This is a genomic window from Streptodolium elevatio (assembly GCF_040649515.1).
GTDB classification, from domain to species: Bacteria; Actinomycetota; Actinomycetes; order Streptomycetales; family Streptomycetaceae; genus Yinghuangia; species Yinghuangia elevatio.
Map to the genome: position 1 here is coordinate 1 of NZ_JBEZFP010000126.1, position 20,587 is coordinate 20,587.

The following is a 20,587-nucleotide window of genomic DNA, read 5'->3' on the forward strand; positions in this document are numbered from 1 at the left end:
AAGCCTGGGGCACCGCCGGCGCCGTCGCCGTCATCGCCCTCATCGCCTGGAACTTCCTCTACTTCTACCCGATCTACACCGGCACCACGATCCCGTTGTCCGACTGGCAGGACCGGATGTGGTGGACGACATGGATCTGACCCGGGCCCGCGCCGGGGCGGGCACCCGGGAGGGCGACATCCGGCGGCGCGCAATCGAGGCGACGCGCGCGCTGGCGGCCGAGGGCGGGTACGACAGCGTGCAGATGCGCGACGTCGTACGCCTGTCCGGGCTCTCGTCGGCCACGATCTACCGGCACTTCTCCTCCAAGGACCACCTGCTCGCCGCGACGCACCTGGACTGGATCGAGTCGCTGGAGCGCAGCCGCGCCGCCCGCCCGCGCGGCGGCGACGCGGCGGCCCGGGTGGGGGCGATCCTGTCCAACACCTGCCGGGCGATGGGCCGCAATCCGCGCCTCGCGGGCGCGCTGATCCACGCCCTCGGGTCGTCGGACCCGGGCGTACGCGACTGCCACCGCGAGACCAACCGGATCATGCACGACATGTTCCGGGCGGCGGTCCAGGACGAGGTGGAGAACGTCGACGAGTTCATCCGCCTGCTCGGGATCGCGTGGGAAGGCGCGCTCTTCAGCTGGGCGTTCGGCCGGATGACGATGGACGACGTCGAGCACTTGGTGACGCGCGGCGCGCGCCTGCTGATCACGGGCGCGGCGGCGGAACATCCCTCGGAAGGTTAGTGCCGCGGCCGGAAGGGCCTCCCGCCGCAGCACCGAACGACCTGCCGCGGCCCCGCACTACAGCGGCATCAGGTCCGGGCGCTTGGGTTCGAGGCCGTCGCCCGACGACTGCCCGCGGAGACGGCGGCCGATCCACGGCACGAGGTGCTCGCGTGCCCACTGCACGTGCTCGCGGCGCGCGTGCGCGGCGTCGAGCTGCTCGGCCTCCGGCGGCCACGCGGCCTCCGGGTCCTCCTCGACGGGCAGCCCGACCGTGCGTGCCGCGTTGAGCGCGACGCGCTCGTGGCCGCACGGCGAGAGGTGCAGCCGGTCCTCGCTCCACGCGCGGCGGTCCTGCACGGCCTGCATCGCCCACAGGTCGACGACCGTGCAGTTGTGGCGCGCCGCGATCACCCGCAGGTGCTCGTTGTACGTCGCGACCTTGCCGCGCAGCAGCTTCAGCAGGCCCAGCTCCCGCGTGTCGAAGCCGGTGAAGACCAGCACGTGGGAACCGGCGGCGCGCAGGTCGGCCACGGCCCGCTCGTACTCCGCGGCGAGCTTGTCCGGGTCGCCGCCGGGACGCAGGACGTCGTTGCCGCCCGCGCAGAAGCTGACCAGGTCAGGGCGGGCCGCGAGGGCCACCGGCACCTGGCTGTCGATGATCTGGTGCAGGAGCTTGCCGCGGACCGCGAGGTTCGCGTACCGCAAGCCGGGGCCGGCCTCGGCAAGGCGGACCGCGAACCGGTCGGCCCAGCCGAGCAGGGTTCCGTCGGGCCCGGGGTCGCCGACGCCTTCGGTGAAGCTGTCGCCGATGGCGACGTACGAGCCGATGGCGTCGAAGCCGCGCGGGCCGGGAGGGACAAGGCGCAGAGGGGACAGGGGCGCGTCGAGTTTGCGTGCGTCGTCGGCCATGTCACGCGATGTTGGCACGTGGTGACCGGGCTACGCGACCGTAGTGAGCGGCCAGTTACGTGCGGTGTACAAGCAACGTGCACGCGGCGGCCAATCTGCGCCGCCTACAGCAGCCTGAAGGGCTCCTCACCCGCACGCACGTGCACACCTCTCCCGAAACCGGGCTGCGCGTATTCGGGACATCCGCCCTCGACACTCCGCTACACCTCGGTACGTTTCTGTCGAACGCCCGGCCGCCCGAATGGAGTTCATATGGCGCAGGAAGAATCACCCAACACGCCCGAGGTGGATTCATTGCCCGACTTCATCGCCGCCGGCGCCGGCGACGTGGCCGAAGTCTTCAACGCCGCGATCGACATGGGCGTCGACGGCGGTGACAGCGGGAACCCAGGTCTCCAAAACGCCGCCCAACAAGCCATGGCCTACGCGAGCCACATGTACGAACAGCTCTCCGAACAGGAGCAAGCTGCCGTAGTCGAAAGAGTCCTCGAAAAGTGAACCACCCGCGCAAACGCGGCCGACCGGTCAGCGGCCTCGGGCGCGAACCGCAAGCCGGCCACACAACTCGCCGACGGCCGCCCTCAGGCGCGATGGCCGTCTCCCGGACGGGGACGGGTCAATCCCACCGGAAGTCCCAGTTGTTCACTCCGGTGATCTACTCGGCGTAGGCGGCAAGTGTGCACGGTCGGCTGCCTTGCCAGACATTGTCCGGACAGGGCGCGGAGTGGTTCGGCCGCGACCTGGAGCGCCTCCTCCTCGGTCCGGGGCGGCAGGGTGACGCCGAGGTGCAGGGTGGCGAAGCCGGCCGCGACCACGCGGGCGCCGAATTGGCGTTCCCAGGCTGTGACGACCGCGGAGAACTTCGCGGTGTCGGCCGGGTCGTGGCTTGCCGGTGAGGACATCTCCTCGGGGAGAGCTCACCCGATCCCCCGGGCGGAAGTCGCCGTCGGTCGGGTCCAACGTGTCGAGCAGCAGCGGCCACAGGCCGGAGCGTGGGTGTTCGGCGCGCAGCAGTTCCCACAGCTCGGCCGTGGCCGGTCCGTCACTGAGCCACAGCGGCTGGACGTCTCCGGCACCTTCGTCGAGGTGACCGGCCGACCGGGCGGGACGGGGGTCTCGACGTTCAACGGGAGCTCAATGGGCATGGACGGATGCCAGGTGCGGCCACTTCCGCTGCCACGGGCGCGAACGACCGACGCGGGAACCACCGTCGCATCGCAACCACATCCGCCTGCCGGGGAAGTCGCGCTGACGCCAACTCCCAGCCTGGGGACGGCAACAGGCAGACTTCCTCGCCCCTCGCCCCTCGCCCCTCGCCCCTCGCCCCTCGCCGCGCGGGTCGCCGCGCGCCGCAAAGTGCGGCAGGTGGTTCGGCCTTGGTCGGCCGTACAACGACCAGGGGCCTGATCCGATTTCTCGGATCAGGCCCCTGACCTGTTGTGGAGCTGAGGGGATTTGAACCCCTGGCCCCCTCGATGCGAACGAGGTGCGCTACCGGACTGCGCCACAGCCCCAACGAGAAAGAAGATTACCACCTTCTGGAGGTGCCTCGCGCACGGGTTATTCGGGGGTCGCCGTCGGGTGGCGGCCGCCGGGGCCCGGCAGCCGACCCGGCGCCAAGCGCGGCGCGTCCGTGGGCGTTTCCGGCCGGTTGCGAAGGCACGACGTGGCGACGGGCCTACTCGTTGCCGGCGCGGGGCCACTCTTGTTCGTACGGCGGGTACGGGTGCGCGCGACGCGGGTCCTCGGCGTACTGGTCGAAGAGCGGCGTCGGGTCGGCGGCCACCGGTTCGGGGGCGGTCGGCTCGGGGGCGGCCGACTCGGGGCGCTCCGGGAGAACCGGCTCGCCGCGGGGGACGACCGGCGCGGTGACGTACGTGGGCAGTGGCACCGGCACGGGGTCCCAGGCATCGCGGTCGGTCGTGTCCTGGCCACTGTCGGACTGCAACGCGGCGATCCACTCCGCGTGGTCGCGCTCGTCGGCCGCGGCCCGGCGGCCGGATCGCAGGCGCGGCTCCTGGGACGCGGGCGGCGTGCCGCCGCGGGCCTGACCGGTACGCGGCGGCGCGGGGGTCCCATCGGGGGCACGACGGCGCGCGGGCGGGTCCGGTTGGGGCGTCGCCCGGCGCTGCTCACCCTCGGCCTTGCGCGCGGGCCTCGGCGGAGCGGGCCGCGCGGGCGGTGTCGGACGCAGCTGGTTGCGGAGGTTCGTCTCGTAGCGCCGCCGCTCCTGTACGCGGAGGTAGGCGATGTAGCCGGTCAGGGCGATGCCGGGCAGGACCGGCAGCCAGATCCAGGCGAGGCCGAGCATGCCGGTGACGACCGCGCCGCCGGTGAAGAGGAGGAACAGGCAGACCACGACGCGGCGGCGGCGCGCGAGCAGCTTGGCGCGGCCGTCCGGGCCCTTGAGGGGCGCGGGAGGCTTGACCGCGACGGGGATCGGGGCCGGGGTCGAGGACCGGGCCGGGCTGCGGCGCCTGAGGCCGAAGCGCCGACGCTCGTCGGCGGCCGTCTCCTCCGACTGGGCGGTCGGAGGCGCCTGCGGCGTACGGGTGTTCGGTGCTCCGCCCCGGGAACGCTCGAAGGCCCCGGCGGACGGGCCGGGGCGGCCCGTCTCGTCGACGGGCGCGTGCACCTGGCGGGCTCGCGGGGCCTGGGCGGCTGGGACATCGCGGCGTCGCGGCGCGCTGTCGGCCTGCTCGGGAGGCGCCGCAGGTGGCGGCTTCTCACGTCCCGGGTTCTCGCGGGCGTGGGCGTCGCGGGCGTGGGCGTCGCGCGGGTGGCTCTCGCGCGGCTGGTCGTCGCGGGCGTGGCCGTCGCGGGCCTGGCCGTCGCGGCCCAGGTACTCGCGCCCGCGGCTGTCACGACTTTCGCGGCTGTCGCGCCCCTCGCGGGGCGGGCCGTCTCCGGCGTGGCCGTCGCGGGGTCGGCCGGACTCAGCCGGCCGATGCCGATCGCGCGCCGGGGCGTCGACGGCGACGGACGCGGTCGCGAGGCCGTCGTCGCCGTTGGCGATCATGCGGGCATAGCGGCGCTCGAGGGCGCCGCGACGGGACAGGATCCTGATCGCGGTGGTGAACCGCTCGGTGTGACGGGCCTCGTTCAGCTCGTCCTGCCGGCGGAGCCACATGGGCACCAGATAGGCAGCCCAGGCCCCCACGATCGCTGCGTAGATCAGGCCGCTGCTGCTCACATCGACACGCTAAGCCGGATGGCCGCCGCAATGTTGGAGGATGCCCGGTGTGTCGCACGATCTTCTTTGATGCGTGTGTGACTACTGGGACAGAAGTGTCCCCTGTGGTCATACGAGTACCCCCGGGCGGCGTAATGTCCGAGGTCAGCCGCCCAACAGTCCGTGCGACTCGCGGTACCCCCGCCAGCGGGCCAACAGCCCTTCCGGCACCTCTTCGGCGTTCAGCGCGTACACGAGATGGTCGCGCCAGTCGCCGTCGATGTGCAGATAGCGCGGACGCATACCCTCCTCGCGGAACCCGAGCTTGGCCACGACCCGGCGGCTCGGCATGTTCTCCGGCCGGATGCACACCTCGATCCGGTGCAGCCCGATGCGGAAGAAGCAGTGGTCCGCCGCCAAGGCCACAGCCGTCGGCATGACGCCGCGCCCCGCGACACTCTCGTCCACCCAGTAGCCGATGTGCGCGGAACTCATCGAACCCCAGGTGATCCCCGCGACGGTCACCTGGCCGACCAAGTGCCCGTCGTACAGCACCACGAACGGCAACATGCGCCCCGCCGCGGCCTCCGCGCGCAGGTAGCGCGCCATCTGCCGGAAGGTGGGACGCCGCGCGGCGGGTGAACCGGGCGGCACGGTCGCCTCCCAGCGCCGCAGCCAGTCGCGGTTGCGCGTATGGACCTCCTGCCACACGTCGGCGTCCCGGCCGCGGATCGGCCGAAGGGCGACGCGCCCTTCGGCCAACTCCACCGGCCAACCGCGGATCAGGAGTTGCCCCACGGGGGCGAGGAGGAGTAGCCGCCGCCCCCGAAACCTCCCCCGCCGAAGCCGCCGCCCTGCTGCGGCTGGCCGTACCCGCCCTGGTTGCCGTACCCGCCCTGGCCGGAGAACCCGCCCTGCTGCTGGCCTCCGTAGCCCGCGGCCGGGCCGCCGCCGAAGCCGCCCTGGCCGTGGTCGCCGCCCTGCAGCTGCTGGACGGCGTGCACAAGAACCTTCCCCAGCACGGTCATTCCGTCGCGGGCACCGCCGGCCGAGCCGGGCAGGTTGACGATGAGACTGCGGTAGACCCACTGCGCGTCCTGCACGACCGCCACACCTGCGACGCCGCGCGACAGAGCCGCGGTAGGCACCTTGTCGAAGTTGTACGCGCGGATCGCCTCGGCGATGCCCGGCACCTCGAACGAGATCACCCGGCGCGTCATCTCGGGCGTCTGGTCCATCGGCGTCAGCCCCGTGCCGCCGGTCGTGACGATCACCTCGAAGTGCTGCGCCACCGCGTCGCGCAGCGCCTGCGCGACCGGTTCGCCGTCCGGCACGACGACCGGGCCGCGCACCTGGAACCCGAGCCGGGTCAGCTCCTGCTGGATGATCGGGCCGCTCTCGTCCCCGTACGTGCCCGCCGCGGCCCGCGTCGACGCGGTGATGACCATGGCTTTCATGAGTCCTGCCTTCCGTCCCCTGGGACCGGCGCGGGCGGGCTCTCCCCGGCCGCCACACCGGTCGTGTCCCCGTTGCCGGGCGTATTGCCGTGCTCGGTGGCCGTGTCCCCGCCGGTGCCGGTACCCGCGCCCGTGCGCGACCAGTCCCCGGACACACCGCCGGTCTTCTCCTCGACGCGCACGTCGGTGATGACCGCGCCCGGGTCGACGGCCTTGACCATGTCGACGACGGTCAGCGCGGCGACCGACACCGCGGTCAGCGCCTCCATCTCGACGCCCGTGCGGTCGGCGGTACGCACCGTCGCGGTGATGGCCACCGCGTCGTCCTCCACCACCAGGTCGACCGCGACGCCGTGGATCGCGATGGGGTGGCACAGCGGCACGAGATCGGGGGTGCGCTTGGCGGCCATGATGCCCGCGATGCGCGCGGTGGCAATGGCGTCGCCCTTCGGCACGCCCTCGCCGCGCAGCAGTTCGACCACGCGCGGCGACACGCGTACGCGCCCGCTCGCGCGCCCGGTCCGCACCGAGACCTGTTTGCCCGAGACGTCGACCATGCGGGCCGCGCCCGACTCGTCGACGTGCGTCAATGTCTCGCCGCGCACCGTTCTCCCTCTCGTGCCGGTGGTTCCGACGAGGCAACGTTACTTGTGCGGGAGGCCGTGCCGCGGGAACCGGGTGAACCGGTCGGGCGCGGAGGGCGCGGAAGGTCGCGGACGGGTCGGGCGCGCCGGAGAGTCGTCGCGTCAGACCGACGTCGGGTCGGCACGGCCGTCGGGTCCGGGCAGTCAGAACTGAGAGCGTCAGAACTGAGAGCGTCAGAGCGTCAGAGCGTCAGAGCGTCAGAGCAGCATGACGTCGACGTCGGACCCGCGTTCCACCTCGGTGGCGTCCTCGGGCACGACGATCAGCGCGTTGGCCAGCGCCAGGCTTCCGATCAGGTGCGAGCCGTGTCCGCCCACCGGCGCCACCGCGCCCGGCTCCGCGGCGTCCTTCGCCGGGGTGTAGCGGGCCCGCACGAACTGCCGCTTGCCCTCCGGGGACCGGAAGCCGCTCTCGCAGCGGGCCCGCACGATCGTGCGGTCCAGGTCCTCGGTGCCCTGCATGCGCAGCAGCGCCGGGCGTACGAAGACCTCGAACGACACAAAAGCGCTCACCGGGTTGCCCGGCAGCGTGAAGATCGGCGTGTCGTCCGGCCCGATCGTGCCGAAACCCTGCGGCATGCCCGGCTGCATCGCGACCTTCTCGAACGCGACCGTGCCCAGGTCCGAAAGCACTTCCTTGACGACGTCGTACGCCCCCGCGCTCACCCCGCCGGTCGTCACGACGACGTCCGCCCGGATGAGCTGGTCCTCGATCGTGTCGATGAGTGCCTTGGGGTCGTCGGCGACGTTGCCGACGCGGTAGGCGATCGCGCCTGCCTCGCGCGCCGCCGCGGTGAGCATGTAGCTGTTCGAGTCGCGGATCTGTCCGGCGGTCAACGGCCGCCCGGGCGGCACCAGTTCACTGCCGGTGGACAGGATCACCACGCGCGGCTTCGGACGCACCCGGATGCGGTCGCGGCCGATCGCCGCGAGGAGGCCGACCTGCGCCGAGCCCAGTTCGGTGCCGCCGGGCAGCACCGTCTGGCCCGCCGCCACGTCGTCGCCGCGGCGCCGGATGTACTGGCCCTCCTCGGGCGACCGCGTGATGCGTACGGTCGGCATGCCCGCGTCGGTCCATTCGACCGGCACGATCGCCTCGGTGCCCTCGGGGATCGGCGCGCCGGTCATGATGCGCGCGCAAGTGCCGGATTCGATGGGCAGGTCCGAGGAATTGCCGGCCGCGATGTCGGCGATCACGTCGAGGACCACCGGGTAGCGCTCACCGGCGTCGGCGACGTCCGCGAGCCGCACCGCGTACCCGTCCATCGACGAGTTGTCGAAGGGCGGGAGGTCGCCGGTCGCGGCGACGTCGTCGACGAGCAGGCTGCCGTGTGCGTCCAGAAGCTGGAGTTCGAGCGGTGACAGCGGTGCCACCCGTTCGAGGATCCCGGTCAGGTGCTCCTCGACGCTCTTCATCCCCGCAGCTCCTCGTCGACATACGTTTTCAGCCAGGACCGGAATTCCGGACCCAGGTCTTCACGCTCGCACGCAAGTCTGACGATAGCCCGCAGATAGTCCCCGCGATCGCCTGTGTCGTACCGGCGCCCGGTGAACAGTACGCCGTGCACGGGGCCGCCCGCGCCCGCATCGCGCATTGCCAGCTCGCGCAGCGCGTCCGTCAACTGGATCTCGCCACCGCGGCCCGGTGCGGTGGCCTCCAGGACCGGGAACACCGCCGGGTCGAGCAGGTAGCGGCCGATGACCGCGAAGGAACTCGGCGCGGAATTCGCGTCCGGCTTCTCGACGAGGTCGGTCACCCGCACGACGTCGGCGTGATCGGTGGGCTTGACGGCGGCGCACCCGTAGAGGTGGATCTGCGACGGGTCGACCTCGATGAGCGCCACGACGCTGCCGCCGAGTTGCTCGCGGACCTCCAGCATGCGGGTGAGCAGCGGGTCGCGCGGGTCGATCAGGTCGTCGCCGAGCAGCACGGCGAACGGCTCCTCGCCGACGTGCGGCTGCGCGCACAGCACGGCGTGGCCGAGCCCGCGCGGGTCGCCCTGCCGCACGTAGTGGATCGCGGCGAGCGCGCTCGACTCGCGTACGCGGCGCAGGCGCTCGGCGTCGCCCTTGGCGGCGAGCGCCTCCTCCAGTTCGTACGCGCGGTCGAAGTGGTCCTCGAGCGGCCGCTTGTTGCGCCCGGTCACCATGAGGATGTCGTGGAGCCCGGCCGCCACCGCCTCCTCGACCACGTACTGGATGGCCGGTTTGTCGACGACCGGCAGCATTTCCTTCGGGGTCGCCTTCGTCGCGGGCAGGAACCGGGTGCCCAGCCCGGCCGCGGGGACGACGGCTTTGGTGATGCCCCGCTTGGGTCGGGGTGGGGTCGCCGAGTTCATGGTCGAAGACTCTAATCGCGCCTTCTGAGCATCGCGTGAGAAGGAGCCTGATTGTCCGAAAGCCATGGGCCCGGGTCGGCGTCCGGCGGGGCTCGGGAAAGGCTGCGGGGAGCGCCGGGACGGGCTGCGGTGTGCGCCGGGACGGCCCTCCGTGGCGGACGTGTGGGTACGGAGCGGCGCGGACGGACCTCGGCCGGCCGTCGGGGCCGGGCGGCGATCTAGAGTCGGATCATGGCCGACGAACTCCTGCCCGGACCAGATGCGGACGCCGGCGTGTCGGATGCCGCGGTGTCGGACGCCGCCGTGTCGGATGCCGCCGTGTCGGGTGCCGCCGTGTCGGGTGCCGCCGTTGCAGCGCGCGCCGCCAAGGCCGCGCTGCGGGCGCGGCTGCTCGCCGCACGGACGCGCCAGGACGCCGCCGAACGCGCGTACGCGGCACGGGCGCTGGGTGCCGCACTCGGCGCGCTGCCGGAGTTGGCGGAGGCGCGAACGGTCGCGGCGTATGTCCCGGTCGGTTCGGAGCCTGGTCCCGCCGACCTCGCGGCGGTGCTCGCGGGCTCGGGGCGGCGTGTGCTGCTGCCGGTGCTGCTGGCGGACAACGATCTCGACTGGGCGGTGTACGACGGCCCCGCGTCGTTGCTCGCCGCCGCCCGGGGTCTGCGCGAGCCGGGCGGGCGGCGGCTCGGCCCCGACGCGGTGGCGGACGCCGACCTGGTGGTGGTGCCGGGGCTGGCGGTCGATCGGCACGGCATGCGCCTTGGGCGGGGCGGCGGTTCCTACGACCGGGCGCTTGCCCGGCTGGCACCCGGCGCGTTCACGGCCGTCCTGCTCTACGACGGCGAACTGCTGGAGGCCGTCCCGGCCGAGCCGCACGACCGACCGGTGCGTGCGGCCCTTCTGCCGGAACGGACCGTGCGATTCGGCCCTGAGTACGTGCGGCCCGCGTCGGACTGAGGCACGCGACCGCTACGGATTCGCGGGCGGCGCCCCCGAAGGCGCGCCCTCGGGAGGCAGGCCCGGCTGCTGCCCAGGTTGCCCCGGTTGTTGCCCCGGCGCCCCGCCCGGCGGGGCCTGGCCGCCCGGGGCGGGTGGCGCGCCGTCCGGTTCGAGCACCAGCGTGTGTTCGGCCGACGCCTCGACCGCGGGCCGGGTGAAGGCCCAAGGCAGCGACCTGCCCTGCTTCCACAGCTCGGTCTGGTCCGTGTAGTTGTCGTGCCACACGTGGCCGGACGCACCGGTGAGGTTGATCCAGCGCGACCCGTCGAGGTCGGAGAGGTCCACGACCATGCGCATCGACGGCACGGTGGTCACCTCGTACCCGCGCGCCGCGTTCCAGCCGGTCGCGTCCACGAGGCCTTCGCCGCCGCCCAACTGGTACTCGCCGCGGTTGAGCATCCACTTGACCGCGCCGGGGCCGTCGGTGCCGAGTGTCTGGTTGCGCAGCTCCAGCGTGTGCAGGCGTCCCCAGTTCCAGCTGTCGATGTCCCTGCCCATCTTGGCCGTCAGTTCCTTGCGGGCCGCCGTCATGGCCTTGAGCAGCAGGGCATCGCGCGTGGTGATCTTCCCGGGGTCGTCGGAGATGTTCCACCAGGGGCTCTCGGCGTCCGGCAGCAGACTGCGGACCACCTCGAACCACCGGTCGCCGCCGTCGGGTTGCGCGGTCGCGTCGTCGCGTTCGCCGCAGTGCGTCTTCCCCGTGGTGTTGTCCAACTGGCAGTCGCCGGTCGCGCGTACCGAGAACGGCATCTTGTCGCCGAAGGCGAGCAGCAGCATCTGGCGCCACACGCCGTTGAAGAACGCGGCGGCCTTCGAGTCGGGCTGCTGGCGGAAGTCCCAGCCCTTGAGCAGGTTCTGCGCCTCGCGGATCCACGGGTCCTTGACCTCGACGTCGAGGAGGTAGGGCACCAGTGTCTCGGCGATCGGATTGCGGTCGTCCAACTGCATGCGCGACATCGCCTGCGGGTCGACCTTCGGCTGCGCGTTGATCATGTCGATGATGCGCTGGCTGCGGGAGCCGTACCCCCAGTCGGTGGTGAGGGTGTACGGGTACGTCGGCGGCGTCACGGCGTTGTTGGCGGTGACGATGTAGCCCTCGGGCGGGTTGTAGCGGAAGGGCAGCGAGTCGAACGGGATCATGTTGTCCCACTCGTAGTCGGTCTCCCAGCCGTACGCCGGCCAGCGGCCGTCGCCGCCGCGGCGCACCGGGATGCGGCCCGGGGCCTGGTAGCCGATGTTGCCGTCGACGTCCGCGTACACGACGTTCTGCGACGGCACGTCGAAGCCGCGCAGCGCCTCGCGGAACGAGTTCCAGTCGGTCGCCCGGTCGAGCTGGAAGACGGACTCCATGGTCGTGCCCGGTTCCAGCGCGGTCCAGCGCAGGGCGACGGCGAAGCCGTCCTCGCGCTGCGGTCCGGGGTCGGGGATGGGCGCGTCCTTGCCGACCTCTTCGAGCTCGTCGGAGGCCTCGGACAGGATCGGGCCGTGCCGTGTGGACCGCACGGTGATGGTGCGGTCCGCGCCGCCGGAGACCTTGATGACCTCGGTGCGCACGTCCTCGAACGGCAGGAACTCGTTGTTGAAGAGGTAGCCCGTGTCGTTGACCTTCTCCAGGTACAGGTCGGTCACGTCGGCCCCGAGGTTGGTCAGGCCCCACGAGATCTTCTGGTTGTGGCCGATGACGACACCGGGCATGCCCGCGAAGGTGAAGCCGGATACGTCGTACGCACACGTCGGGCTGACCGTGCGGCAGTGCAGGCCCATCTGGTACCACGCCGACGGCAGCGAGGCCGACAAGTGCGGGTCGTTGGCCATCAGGGGCTTGCCGGTGGTGGTGCGGCTACCCGCGATGACCCACGAGTTCGACCCGACACCGGCCGAGCGGTCGGTGAAGATCGGCGGCAGCGACTCCAGCGTCTCGGACAGCTCGGTCAGCGCCCGGGACGCGCTCCGCGACGGTACGGGCGGCGTCGCGTCCGGCTTGAACTCCTCGGCCGCGGGGTCGTTGGGGTTCTTCACGACGGCGCCCGACGGCACGATCGGCTGGTTGCGCTCGTAGGGGTACGGCGGGTACAGCTCGTCGATCTGGTTGACCGTCAGTTTCTCGGACAGCAGCGCGCGGTCGATCTCGTCCTGGAGGTTGGCGCGCAGGTCCCACGCCATCGCCTTGAGCCACGCGACGGAGTCGACGGGGGTCCACGGCTCGGGCTCGTAGTCGTCGCGGACGAAGCCGAGCAGGGCGTACTCGAAGGACAGTTCGTCGGGGTCGCGGTTGTCGATGTAGCTGTTCACCCCGGCGGCGTATGCCTCGACGTACGCGCGGGCCTCGGGGGTCAGCTTCGCGAGCTCCTGCTCGGCGACCCGGTGCCAGCCGAGTGTGCGCAGGAAGACGTCGTTGTCGACCTGCGAGGAGCCGAACATCTCGGAGAGGCGTCCGGCGGTCATGTGGCGGCGTACGTCCATCTCCCAGAAGCGGTCCTGGGCCTGCACGTATCCCTGCGCGCGGAACAGGTCTTCGGGGGTGTCGGCGTAGATCTGCGGGATGCCGTTCTTGTCGCGCAGCACCTCGACGTTCGCGGACATGCCGGGGACCTTGACGGCGCCGTCGAGGTCGGGGAACGAGCGGCGGCTGAGGTCCCAGCCGTACCAGCCGAGCGCGCCGGCCACGACGGCGAGCAGGACCACGAGCGCGATGGACGCGTTGCGCAGCCGGCGGATGCGGCGGCGCTTGGGGCGCGGCGAACGCCCCCGGGCGGGGCGCTCGGCGACGTGTTGTACGCCCGGCGGAGGCGTGGGTCCGGGGTCCGTCGCCCCGGTCGCGGTCGCCTGGGCCGGGGCCTGGGCGGTCGCGGGGATCCGGTCGGTCGCGGGGACGGAGCCTGAAACGTCCGGAAGATCCGATACGGACGACTCGGGCGACTCCGGGCCGGGCGTGTTCGAGGCGGGCATCAAGATCCTTCACGATCGGTGCGGCAAGGGACACCTTAGAGCGGAGGGGCGCACGCCACCGACGCAGTGGTTCGCGAGGGCGTTCCGCGGGGTATAGGGCCGCCTCGGATCCGATCCTTCACTTTGGTAAAATATTCGCCAGGCGAAGGTAATGCCCCGTCAGGAGCCTTTCGCGGATTGTTCGGTGGGCATCCGGGTGGGCCCGGACGTACCGCGAGAATGCGCGCCAAAGCCGTTGCCGTGTACGCAGCTTGCGGCGCGCGCGGATGCGGAGTTGTGCGGCCGACGGGCATGTCCGGGACGTCGGCCCGGGCGCGCACCGGGTACAAGTTGGGGCACACACGGAGGTGCACGTCGGGGCGATGCGACCCGGGCGAATCGCCGACGTGCGCAAGACTCCTGACCTGACGACCCGAGCAGGACCCCGGGCCCGGGGTCGACGGGGCCGGACCGGACCCGAGAAGGCAAGAGGAAGGCCCAACAAGGGCCGACCAGGCAAGACACGGCCCGTACAAGGCCCGAGAAGGCTTGAGAAGGCCTGAGAAGGCCCGACAAGGCAAGACCCGAACCGAGCAACAGACCGAACCGAGCAACAGACCCGAAAAAGATCCCGAATAGATGACGACGCGTCCGATCGTCGATGGTGGCCGGACCGACGACCGCCGGAGGTGCCGTTCGTGTCCGTGGACGAGCTGAACACCGTTCTCGCCCTCGGTGCACTGGTCATGCTGGTCGCCGTGGTCGCGGTTCGGCTCGCGACCCGCACCGGCATGCCGAGCCTTCTGATCTACCTCGGCATAGGGGTGTTGATCGGCGGCGACGTCCTCGGCCTGTCGTTCAACAACGCCGAACTCACCCAGACCCTGAGCTATGCCGCCCTCGTGCTGATCCTCACCGAGGGTGGGATCAGCACCAATTGGCAGCAGATCAAACCGGCGGTGCCGGCGGCGGCCGTACTCTCGACGGTCGGCGTCGGGGTGAGCGTCGGCATCGTGGCGTTCGCGGCGAAGTTCGTCCTGGACGTCGACTGGTCCACGGCCATCCTGATGGGCGCGATCGTGTCGTCGACGGACGCGGCGGCGGTGTTCTCGGTGCTGCGTACCCTCCCGCTGCCCAAGCGGCTCACCGGGCTGCTGGAGGCCGAATCCGGGTTCAACGACGCGCCCGTGGTCATCCTCGTGGTCACCTTCGCGCACGCCGGATCGCACCCCTGGTACCAGGTGGTCGGCGAGATCGTCCTCGAACTGGCCATCGGATTCGCGATCGGCGTCGCGATCGGGAAGATCGGCGCGTGGGCGCTGCGGCACATCGCGCTGCCGGCGTCCGGCCTGTACCCGATCGCGGTCATCGCGTTGTGCGTACTGGCGTACGCCGCGGGCGCATTGGCGCACGGCAGCGGCTTCCTGGCGTGCTACCTCGCGGCTCTCGTGCTCGGCAACGCCCCGCTCCCGCACAAGGCGGCCACGCGCGGCTTCGCCGAAGGCGTCGGCTGGATCGCGCAGATCGGGCTGTTCGTACTGCTGGGCCTGCTGGTGACCCCGCACGAACTCGGGGGCGCGATCGTACCGGCGCTGGTCATCGGGACGGTGCTGCTGCTGGTCGCGCGGCCGGCGTCGGTGATCGTGTCCACGCTGCCGTTCCGGGTGCCCTGGCGCGAGCAGATCATCTTGTCGTGGGCCGGCCTGCGCGGTGCCGTGCCGATTGTGCTCGCGACGATCCCGATGGTCGAAGGGGTGACGGACGCGAGGCGGCTGTTCAACATCACCTTCGTGCTCGTGGTGGTGTTCACGATCGTGCAGGGCCCGACGCTGCCGTGGATCGCCCGACAGGTCGGCTTCGGCGGCAAGCCGCAGGCGGAGGACCTGGGCGTCGAGTCGGCGCCGCTCGACAAACTGCGCGGGCACCTGTTGTCCGTGCACGTGCCGCAGGGGTCGCGCATACACGGTGTGGAGATCAACGAGCTGCGGTTGCCGCGAGGGGCCGCGGTGACGTTGGTCGTACGCGGCGAGGAGAGCTTCGTGCCGGGGCCGACCACAGTCCTGCAGCGCGAGGACGAACTGCTCGTCGTGACGACGGAGGAAGTCCGGGACGCGGCGGAACGGCGGCTGCGGGCGGTCAGCCGTGGCGGCAAGCTCGCGGGGTGGTTCGGCGAGCACGGAACCTGAGGCCGCGCGGAGCGGGGTCGGCCGATCGGTTCGATCGGTTCGATCGGTCTATCCGAGCGTTGTACTATTTAGCAGTAAATAGCAGTGAGACAGACCAACTCTGCCTGATGCAGGGCTGGCGTGACCGCTCGGCGGCCGTTTGCCCCCATGACCTGGTTCTCGCAGGTCGGGGCCGGTATCTACCCCGGTCGACGCGTTGAGGACAGCTCTCGGCGCACCGGGCCGGGCCCCTGTGCGCTACCAGGCGGCAGGAAGCAGAAAACCGTGCCGATCAGTCGGCCCGTACCGCGCGACGACCGGCCCTTCGGGGGGCGGCGCGCGTGATCTCCACATACACGACGCTGCTGCGGACCCCGTCCGCGTGGCGGTTCCTGACCCCTGGCCTCATCGCGCGCCTGCCGTACGCAATGCTCGGCCTGGGCATTGTGCTGCTGGTCAAGGACACGACCGGCTCCTACGGCATCGCGGGAGCGGTGTCCGCGGCCATGGCGGTCGCGCTGTCGGTGGTCGGCCCGCAGACCGGGCGGCTCGCGGACCGGTACGGCCAAGCCGTCGTCCTCGTACCCGGCGCGCTGCTGCACGGCATTTCGGTCGCCGCGCTCATCATCTGCGCCAAGACGAACTCCCCCACATGGACTCTGTTCGTCACCGCCATCGCGGCGGGCGCGTCGGTGCCGCAGATCGGCTCGATGGTCCGGGCCCGCTGGGTCGCCAAATTGGAGGGCCAGCCCCTGCTGCCCACCGCATTCGCCTTCGAGTCGGTCACCGACGAGTTCACCTTCGTCGTCGGCCCGGTTGTCGCGACCTTCCTGGCCACGGGCATCGACCCGGGGTTCGGACTGGCCGTCGAGGCCGTGCTGACCGTCGTCGGCTCGCTGGCCTTCGCCGCGCAGCGTTCGACCGCGCCCGCGCGGCGGCCCGTCACCGGCACCCCGCACTCCTCCGCCATCCGCGTCGCGGGAGTAAAGGTGCTGGTCGGGGCGTTCGTCTGCATCGGGGCGGTGTTCGGGAGCATCCAGGTCTCGATCACCGCCTTCGCGGAGGAGTCGGGACGTGCCGGGCTCGCCGGAGCCCTGTACGCGGTGTTCGCGGGCGGCAGCCTGATCGCCGGTGCGGTGTACGGGGCCATGGCGTGGCGCGGAACGGCCCAGCGGCGCCTGACGGCCACGTTCGCGGCGCTGGCCGTCGGTACGGCGCCGTTGTTGGCCGTACCGAACATCGCGGTCATGGTGCCCGTCGCGCTCATCTGCGGGCTGGCCCTGGCACCGACGATCATCACCGGATACACGTTGGTGGAAGGGCTGGTTGCGGCGGACGCCAAGACCGAGGCATTCACGTGGCTGACGGGGGCCATCGGCCTCGGACTGGCCTTCGGCTCGACTTTCGCGGGAATTGTGACGGACGAGTACGGAGCGAGCCCGGCCTTTGCGCTGACCTTCGCTTCCGCGGCCATCGGACTGGTCGTCGTGACGCTCGGAAGGCGCACTTTGGTGCCCGAGAAGCGGACCGTGGTGGACGTAACTCCGGTGGATGCTGCACCATTGGCACTCGGCAGGTGAGAGTGCCAGCACCTGTCTTGCGAAGGAGGACCTGACCGTGCCCACGTACCAATACCAGTGCACCGCTTGTGGCGAGGGCCTTGAGGCCGTCCAGAAGTTCACGGACGACGCGCTCACCGAGTGCCCCGCCTGCCAGGGGCGGTTGCGCAAGGTGTTCTCGGCCGTGGGCGTGGTGTTCAAGGGCTCCGGCTTCTACCGGACCGACAGCCGCAGCGGATCCAGCTCGTCGACGGTTCCCGCGGCGAACGCGTCCACCGCCTCGACGTCGTCCTCGTCCGAGGGCTCGTCGTCTTCGTCGTCCTCGTCTTCGACGTCCACGTCGGGGTCGGGATCTTCGTCTTCCTCGGGGTCGGGGTCGTCGGGGTCGTCCTCGACGCCGTCCACCGCCGGCGCCTCTTCCTGACCGGCGTGGTGACGACGTGACGACTGCCACTCCCCCGTCCCAGAGCGTGCTGCCCGAGGGTGTCGCCCCCGCCGAGATCGGCGTGATCGGCGGCTCCGGGTTCTACGCGTTCCTCGAGGACGTCACCGAGGTTCGCATCGACACGCCGTACGGCGCGCCGAGCGACTCGCTGTTCTTCGGCGAGATCGGCGGCCGCCGCGTGGCGTTCCTGCCGCGCCACGGACGCGACCACGCGATCCCGCCGCACCGCATCAACTACCGGGCCAATCTGTGGGCGCTCCGCGCCGCCGGGGTGACCCAGGTGCTGGCTCCGTGTGCGACCGGCGGGCTCCAGGCCGAGCTGGGCCCCGGCACGCTGGTGGTGCCGGACCAGTTGGTGGACCGTACGTCGGCGCGCGTGCAGACGTACTTCGACGGCCTCCCCGCGCCGGTGGTGCACACGTCGTTCGCCGACCCGTACTGCCCGGCCGGACGCGAGGTCGCGGTGTCGACCGCGCGGGCGGCCGACTGGGAGCCGGTGGACGGCGGCACGCTCGTCGTCATCGAGGGCCCGCGCTTCTCGACCCGCGCCGAATCGCGCTGGTACGGCGCGCAGGGCTGGTCGATCGTCGGCATGACGGGCCACCCGGAAGCCGTCCTGGCCCGCGAGCTGGGGCTGTGCTTCACGGCCATCGCGCTGGTCACCGACCTGGACGCGGGCGTCGAGGCGGGCGAGGGCGTGACACACGCGGAGGTCCTGGAGGTCTTCGCGAAGAACGTCGGACGCCTGCGTACGCTGCTGTTCGACGTCGTCACCGCAATGCCGACGACGCGCACCTGCGCGTGCGGCGCGGACGACGTCCCTCGGCCGGAGTAGGTTCGGGGCTTCGGCCTTCCGGCTTCCGGCGCCTCGCTTGTGGCTTCCGGTTTCCGGTGTCCGGTTTTCGGCGAGCCCGACGCTCAGGCCGGTCGGTGGCGGCTGACGCTCACGGCGGCCACGCCGCACCCACCTGCACAGCCGCAGCCGCCTTCACATCTGAAATGCCCCGGACGGTACTCGCAACCGTCCGGGGCATTCGCGTTTCCACGGCGGCGAATGGCCGACAGGGTCTTCGCTCGAATTCACACCTTCGCCGCCGTCGCCATCCCCCGCCCGAGGGAATTCGTTATCCACAACCCCCAGGTTTTCCACAGATCCTGCCCGACGGTCATGCGCCCTCCCCGACCTCCCGCACCGTAGAAGCACGAGGCGGCGCACCAAGCGCTCCTCACCTTCCACCCCCGGGAGTTCGCCGTGTTCCGCTCCGCCAAGCCGCCCCTGCCCACGCTCTCGTCCGCGTCACCCGCCACCGACCCGCGGAGCCCGTCCCATCCCCACGGCACCCACGGCGGCCGCAACAACCACGGCCGTCACGGCCCGCACGGCCCGCACGGGCTTCACAGCTCTCAGGGTGCGACGGCCGCCACGTCGCGATTCGGGCGCGGCACGTCGCCCCACACTTCGCCGCCTCGGCGGCGCCTGCGCGCACTCCGCGTGTTCGTCGCACGCCGTCGACGGCCGCTCGCCGCGCTGGCCGCCGCACTCGCCGTCGCCGCCGGTGTCGCGGTGGCCCGTCCCCCGACCCCGCCGTCCGTTCCGGTGCTCGTCGCGGCGCGTGACCTCGACACCGGCGTCGTGCTCGGCCCCCGCGACGTGCGAACCGCCCGCCTGCCTCCCGACGCCGTTCCCGACCACGCACTGCGCCGGCTCGCCGACGCACGGGGCCGCCCCCTCGCCGCCGCGGTCAGGCGCGGCGAGCCGCTGACCGATGTCCGGCTCGTGGGGCCGCAGTTACGCGGTTCGCCGGGCACCGTCGCGGTACCCGTACGCTTCGCCGATCCGGACGCCGCACGTCTGCTCCGCCCCGGGGACCGCATCGACGTGCTGGCCGCGCGTACCTCCGACGGGCCGTCAGTTCCCTTGCCGGGCACCGGCGATCCCAACGCGCCACGGGCCAGGGTCGTCGCGGGGGACGCGGCTGTGCTCGCCCGTCCGGACACCGGGGAGGACCGCACCGGCGGCCTCCTGATCCTGTCCGTCAGTCCCGAGGCCGCCGCCGCGATTGCGGGTGCGGCCGCATCGGGCCCCTTGACGTACACCATGCGTACGGCACAGGGTGGCGCGGTTGCGACAGGAAGCAACTAACGCCAGAATTCTTCGGGTTGTTCCAGATGAGAAGTTAGAGCTGTTTGTTCTAATAGTCCGATTGAATGTCGGGCCATCTCACGGCCAGGTGACGGGCCGCAGGAAAAGCGGTCCACATCACGACCCGATGGAGGGGACCCACCGATGAGTGGCTTCAAGAAGTTCCTGATGCGCGGCAACGTCGTCGACCTAGCCGTTGCAGTGGTCATCGGTGCCGCGTTCACGACCGTCGTCAACGCGTTCGTCCGGGGCATCATCAACCCCTTGGTGGGCGCCATCGGCACCCAGGCGCTCGACGACTACAAGACCTGCCTCAAGGGCCCCTGCACCGTCGACGACGCCGGCGACGTCACCGAGGGTGTCTACATCCTCTGGGGCCAAGTCCTCGGCGCACTGCTGACCTTCGTGATCACGGCGGCCGTCGTCTACTTCTGCTTCGTCCTGCCGCTCAACCACTGGATGGACCGCCGGGCCCGGGCACTCGGCCAGGCCAAGAAGGAGAAGCTCACCGACAACGAGCTCCTCACCGAGATTCGCGACCTCCTCGCCGCGCAGCGCACCGCGGGCGGCGACAGCGACGGCGACGCCGACGGCGGCCCCGAGGGCAACAGCCCCGGCAGCAGTCGCCCTCGTACCTCCTGACCAGCCCCTGTCAACACTGACCATCCTGGCCGGACATGCAAAAGGGCCGCAGATCGCGCGATCTGCGGCCCGCATTCCACACGCCTCATTCACAGGTGATGCGGCGGCTTTTCGTCCAGAAAGCGCCTGAGGTCCGCGGCATCCGACGCACCGCCCGCGCCATGCTCGTCCCCCCAGCCGCCGTCCCGCTCGTCCGCGGTCGCGTCCGGCAGCAGATCTCCGTCTTCAAGTCCAAAGAGAGCCGCCCCACGACGCACCGGTCGCGCCGTCGAGGTCTCCGCACCCGCGTCGCCACCCGCGCCCGCACGCGCGCGATCAGCTCCGCCGGCACCCGCCACCTGCTCCGCCACCGTCGGTCCGCCGCCTTTCACCTGGCTCCATGCGCTCCTGCCACCCACACCCGGCGACCCGCGCACTCAGCAGCCACCCTACGTACCTGGGCGTCGCCCCAGCCCGCCCCACCGGGCGCA

At 71.5% G+C, this 20,587-nt stretch carries 18 protein-coding genes, 1 tRNA gene and 1 pseudogene; 9 read left to right on the forward strand and 11 right to left on the reverse strand.

Annotated elements, in window-relative coordinates; all coding sequences use genetic code 11:
- Positions 1-130: 130 nt before the first annotated feature.
- A complete protein-coding gene (locus AB0C36_RS33980; RefSeq protein WP_358361964.1) occupies positions 131-736 on the forward strand; it encodes a TetR/AcrR family transcriptional regulator in 606 nt (201 codons plus the stop codon).
- Positions 737-793: 57 nt separating this feature from the next.
- Here the strand turns inward: AB0C36_RS33980 and AB0C36_RS33985 are convergent, their stop codons facing one another.
- The gene (locus AB0C36_RS33985; protein ID WP_358361966.1) at positions 794-1,627 is read right to left on the reverse strand and encodes an SGNH/GDSL hydrolase family protein; all 834 of its coding nucleotides are present in this window, start codon (positions 1,625-1,627) and stop codon (positions 794-796) included.
- 252 nt (positions 1,628-1,879) lie between these two features.
- Here AB0C36_RS33985 and AB0C36_RS33990 point away from each other — a divergent pair, with 252 nt between their 5' ends.
- Positions 1,880-2,125 carry a hypothetical protein gene (locus tag AB0C36_RS33990; RefSeq protein WP_358361969.1) on the forward strand — a complete coding sequence of 82 codons (246 nt, stop codon included), beginning with the start codon at positions 1,880-1,882 and terminating at the stop codon, positions 2,123-2,125.
- A gap of 83 nt (positions 2,126-2,208) precedes the next feature.
- Here AB0C36_RS33990 and AB0C36_RS33995 read toward each other — a convergent pair whose 3' ends face one another.
- The 8 genes and pseudogenes from AB0C36_RS33995 to AB0C36_RS34030 all read right to left on the reverse strand — a co-directional run bounded on the left by AB0C36_RS33995 (position 2,209) and on the right by AB0C36_RS34030 (position 9,239).
- Positions 2,209-2,529, reverse strand: coding sequence for a DUF4253 domain-containing protein (locus tag AB0C36_RS33995; protein WP_358361972.1), 321 nt, complete (start codon positions 2,527-2,529; stop codon positions 2,209-2,211).
- 538 nt (positions 2,530-3,067) lie between these two features.
- Positions 3,068-3,141: transfer RNA gene (locus AB0C36_RS34000), tRNA-Ala, on the reverse strand.
- A 164-nt stretch (positions 3,142-3,305) separates the two neighbouring features.
- Positions 3,306-4,820 carry a SepX/GlpR family protein gene (locus AB0C36_RS34005; RefSeq protein ID WP_358361974.1) on the reverse strand — a complete coding sequence of 505 codons (1,515 nt, stop codon included), beginning with the start codon at positions 4,818-4,820 and terminating at the stop codon, positions 3,306-3,308.
- Positions 4,821-4,964: 144 nt separating this feature from the next.
- Complete coding sequence (locus AB0C36_RS34010) at positions 4,965-5,597, reverse strand: GNAT family N-acetyltransferase (protein WP_358361977.1); 633 nt, start codon at positions 5,595-5,597, stop codon at positions 4,965-4,967.
- Positions 5,582-6,256: a MogA/MoaB family molybdenum cofactor biosynthesis protein gene (locus tag AB0C36_RS34015; protein WP_358361980.1), complete on the reverse strand. Its 675-nt coding sequence runs from the start codon at positions 6,254-6,256 to the stop codon at positions 5,582-5,584. The genes AB0C36_RS34010 and AB0C36_RS34015 overlap by 16 nt, the downstream gene beginning before the upstream one ends.
- Before the next feature lie 131 nt (positions 6,257-6,387).
- A pseudogene (gene moaC / locus AB0C36_RS34020) lies at positions 6,388-6,813 on the reverse strand (cyclic pyranopterin monophosphate synthase MoaC); the annotation flags it as partial.
- Positions 6,814-7,098: 285 nt separating this feature from the next.
- The gene (glp, locus tag AB0C36_RS34025) at positions 7,099-8,316 is read right to left on the reverse strand and encodes a molybdotransferase-like divisome protein Glp (protein WP_358361983.1); all 1,218 of its coding nucleotides are present in this window, start codon (positions 8,314-8,316) and stop codon (positions 7,099-7,101) included.
- Positions 8,313-9,239 carry a UTP--glucose-1-phosphate uridylyltransferase gene (locus AB0C36_RS34030; RefSeq protein ID WP_358361986.1) on the reverse strand — a complete coding sequence of 309 codons (927 nt, stop codon included), beginning with the start codon at positions 9,237-9,239 and terminating at the stop codon, positions 8,313-8,315. The genes glp and AB0C36_RS34030 overlap by 4 nt, the downstream gene beginning before the upstream one ends.
- A gap of 231 nt (positions 9,240-9,470) precedes the next feature.
- Here AB0C36_RS34030 and AB0C36_RS34035 point away from each other — a divergent pair, with 231 nt between their 5' ends.
- Positions 9,471-10,193 (forward strand): 5-formyltetrahydrofolate cyclo-ligase, encoded by a 723-nt coding sequence (locus AB0C36_RS34035; protein ID WP_358361988.1) that lies wholly within the window; start codon positions 9,471-9,473, stop codon positions 10,191-10,193.
- A 12-nt stretch (positions 10,194-10,205) separates the two neighbouring features.
- Here the strand turns inward: AB0C36_RS34035 and AB0C36_RS34040 are convergent, their stop codons facing one another.
- Positions 10,206-13,184, reverse strand: a complete 2,979-nt coding sequence (locus tag AB0C36_RS34040) for a penicillin acylase family protein (RefSeq protein WP_358361991.1) — start codon at positions 13,182-13,184, stop codon at positions 10,206-10,208.
- A gap of 668 nt (positions 13,185-13,852) precedes the next feature.
- Here AB0C36_RS34040 and AB0C36_RS34045 point away from each other — a divergent pair.
- The 6 genes from AB0C36_RS34045 to mscL all read left to right on the forward strand — a co-directional run bounded on the left by AB0C36_RS34045 (position 13,853) and on the right by mscL (position 20,117).
- Positions 13,853-15,349, forward strand: coding sequence for a potassium/proton antiporter (locus AB0C36_RS34045; RefSeq protein WP_358361994.1), 1,497 nt, complete (start codon positions 13,853-13,855; stop codon positions 15,347-15,349).
- Between the two features lie 320 nt (positions 15,350-15,669).
- A complete protein-coding gene (locus tag AB0C36_RS34050) occupies positions 15,670-16,908 on the forward strand; it encodes an MFS transporter (RefSeq protein WP_358361997.1) in 1,239 nt (412 codons plus the stop codon).
- A 37-nt stretch (positions 16,909-16,945) separates the two neighbouring features.
- Positions 16,946-17,311, forward strand: coding sequence for an FmdB family zinc ribbon protein (locus AB0C36_RS34055; protein WP_358362000.1), 366 nt, complete (start codon positions 16,946-16,948; stop codon positions 17,309-17,311).
- 16 nt (positions 17,312-17,327) lie between these two features.
- On the forward strand, positions 17,328-18,167 hold the full coding sequence (locus AB0C36_RS34060; RefSeq protein ID WP_358362003.1) for an S-methyl-5'-thioadenosine phosphorylase: 840 nt from the start codon (positions 17,328-17,330) through the stop codon (positions 18,165-18,167).
- A 657-nt stretch (positions 18,168-18,824) separates the two neighbouring features.
- On the forward strand, positions 18,825-19,475 hold the full coding sequence (cpaB, locus tag AB0C36_RS34065; protein WP_358362006.1) for a Flp pilus assembly protein CpaB: 651 nt from the start codon (positions 18,825-18,827) through the stop codon (positions 19,473-19,475).
- Between the two features lie 144 nt (positions 19,476-19,619).
- Positions 19,620-20,117, forward strand: coding sequence for a large conductance mechanosensitive channel protein MscL (gene mscL / locus AB0C36_RS34070; protein WP_358362008.1), 498 nt, complete (start codon positions 19,620-19,622; stop codon positions 20,115-20,117).
- A gap of 89 nt (positions 20,118-20,206) precedes the next feature.
- Here mscL and AB0C36_RS34075 read toward each other — a convergent pair whose 3' ends face one another.
- Positions 20,207-20,467, reverse strand: a complete 261-nt coding sequence (locus AB0C36_RS34075; protein WP_358362010.1) for a hypothetical protein — start codon at positions 20,465-20,467, stop codon at positions 20,207-20,209.
- Positions 20,468-20,587: the final 120 nt, after the last annotated feature.

Excerpts from the sequence above, each read along its gene's own strand:
- AB0C36_RS33980 (WP_358361964.1), top strand. The coding sequence starts at position 131 with ATGGATCTGACCCGGGCCCGCGCCGGGGCGGGCACCCGGGAGGGCGAC.
- AB0C36_RS33985 (WP_358361966.1), bottom strand. The coding sequence starts at position 1,627 with ATGGCCGACGACGCACGCAAACTCGACGCGCCCCTGTCCCCTCTGCGC.
- AB0C36_RS33990 (WP_358361969.1), top strand. The coding sequence starts at position 1,880 with ATGGCGCAGGAAGAATCACCCAACACGCCCGAGGTGGATTCATTGCCC.
- AB0C36_RS33995 (WP_358361972.1), bottom strand. The coding sequence starts at position 2,529 with ATGTCCTCACCGGCAAGCCACGACCCGGCCGACACCGCGAAGTTCTCC.
- AB0C36_RS34015 (WP_358361980.1), bottom strand. The coding sequence starts at position 6,256 with ATGAAAGCCATGGTCATCACCGCGTCGACGCGGGCCGCGGCGGGCACG.
- glp (WP_358361983.1), bottom strand. The coding sequence starts at position 8,316 with ATGAAGAGCGTCGAGGAGCACCTGACCGGGATCCTCGAACGGGTGGCA.
- AB0C36_RS34030 (WP_358361986.1), bottom strand. The coding sequence starts at position 9,239 with ATGAACTCGGCGACCCCACCCCGACCCAAGCGGGGCATCACCAAAGCC.
- AB0C36_RS34035 (WP_358361988.1), top strand. The coding sequence starts at position 9,471 with ATGGCCGACGAACTCCTGCCCGGACCAGATGCGGACGCCGGCGTGTCG.
- AB0C36_RS34040 (WP_358361991.1), bottom strand. The coding sequence starts at position 13,184 with ATGCCCGCCTCGAACACGCCCGGCCCGGAGTCGCCCGAGTCGTCCGTA.
- mscL (WP_358362008.1), top strand. The coding sequence starts at position 19,620 with ATGAGTGGCTTCAAGAAGTTCCTGATGCGCGGCAACGTCGTCGACCTA.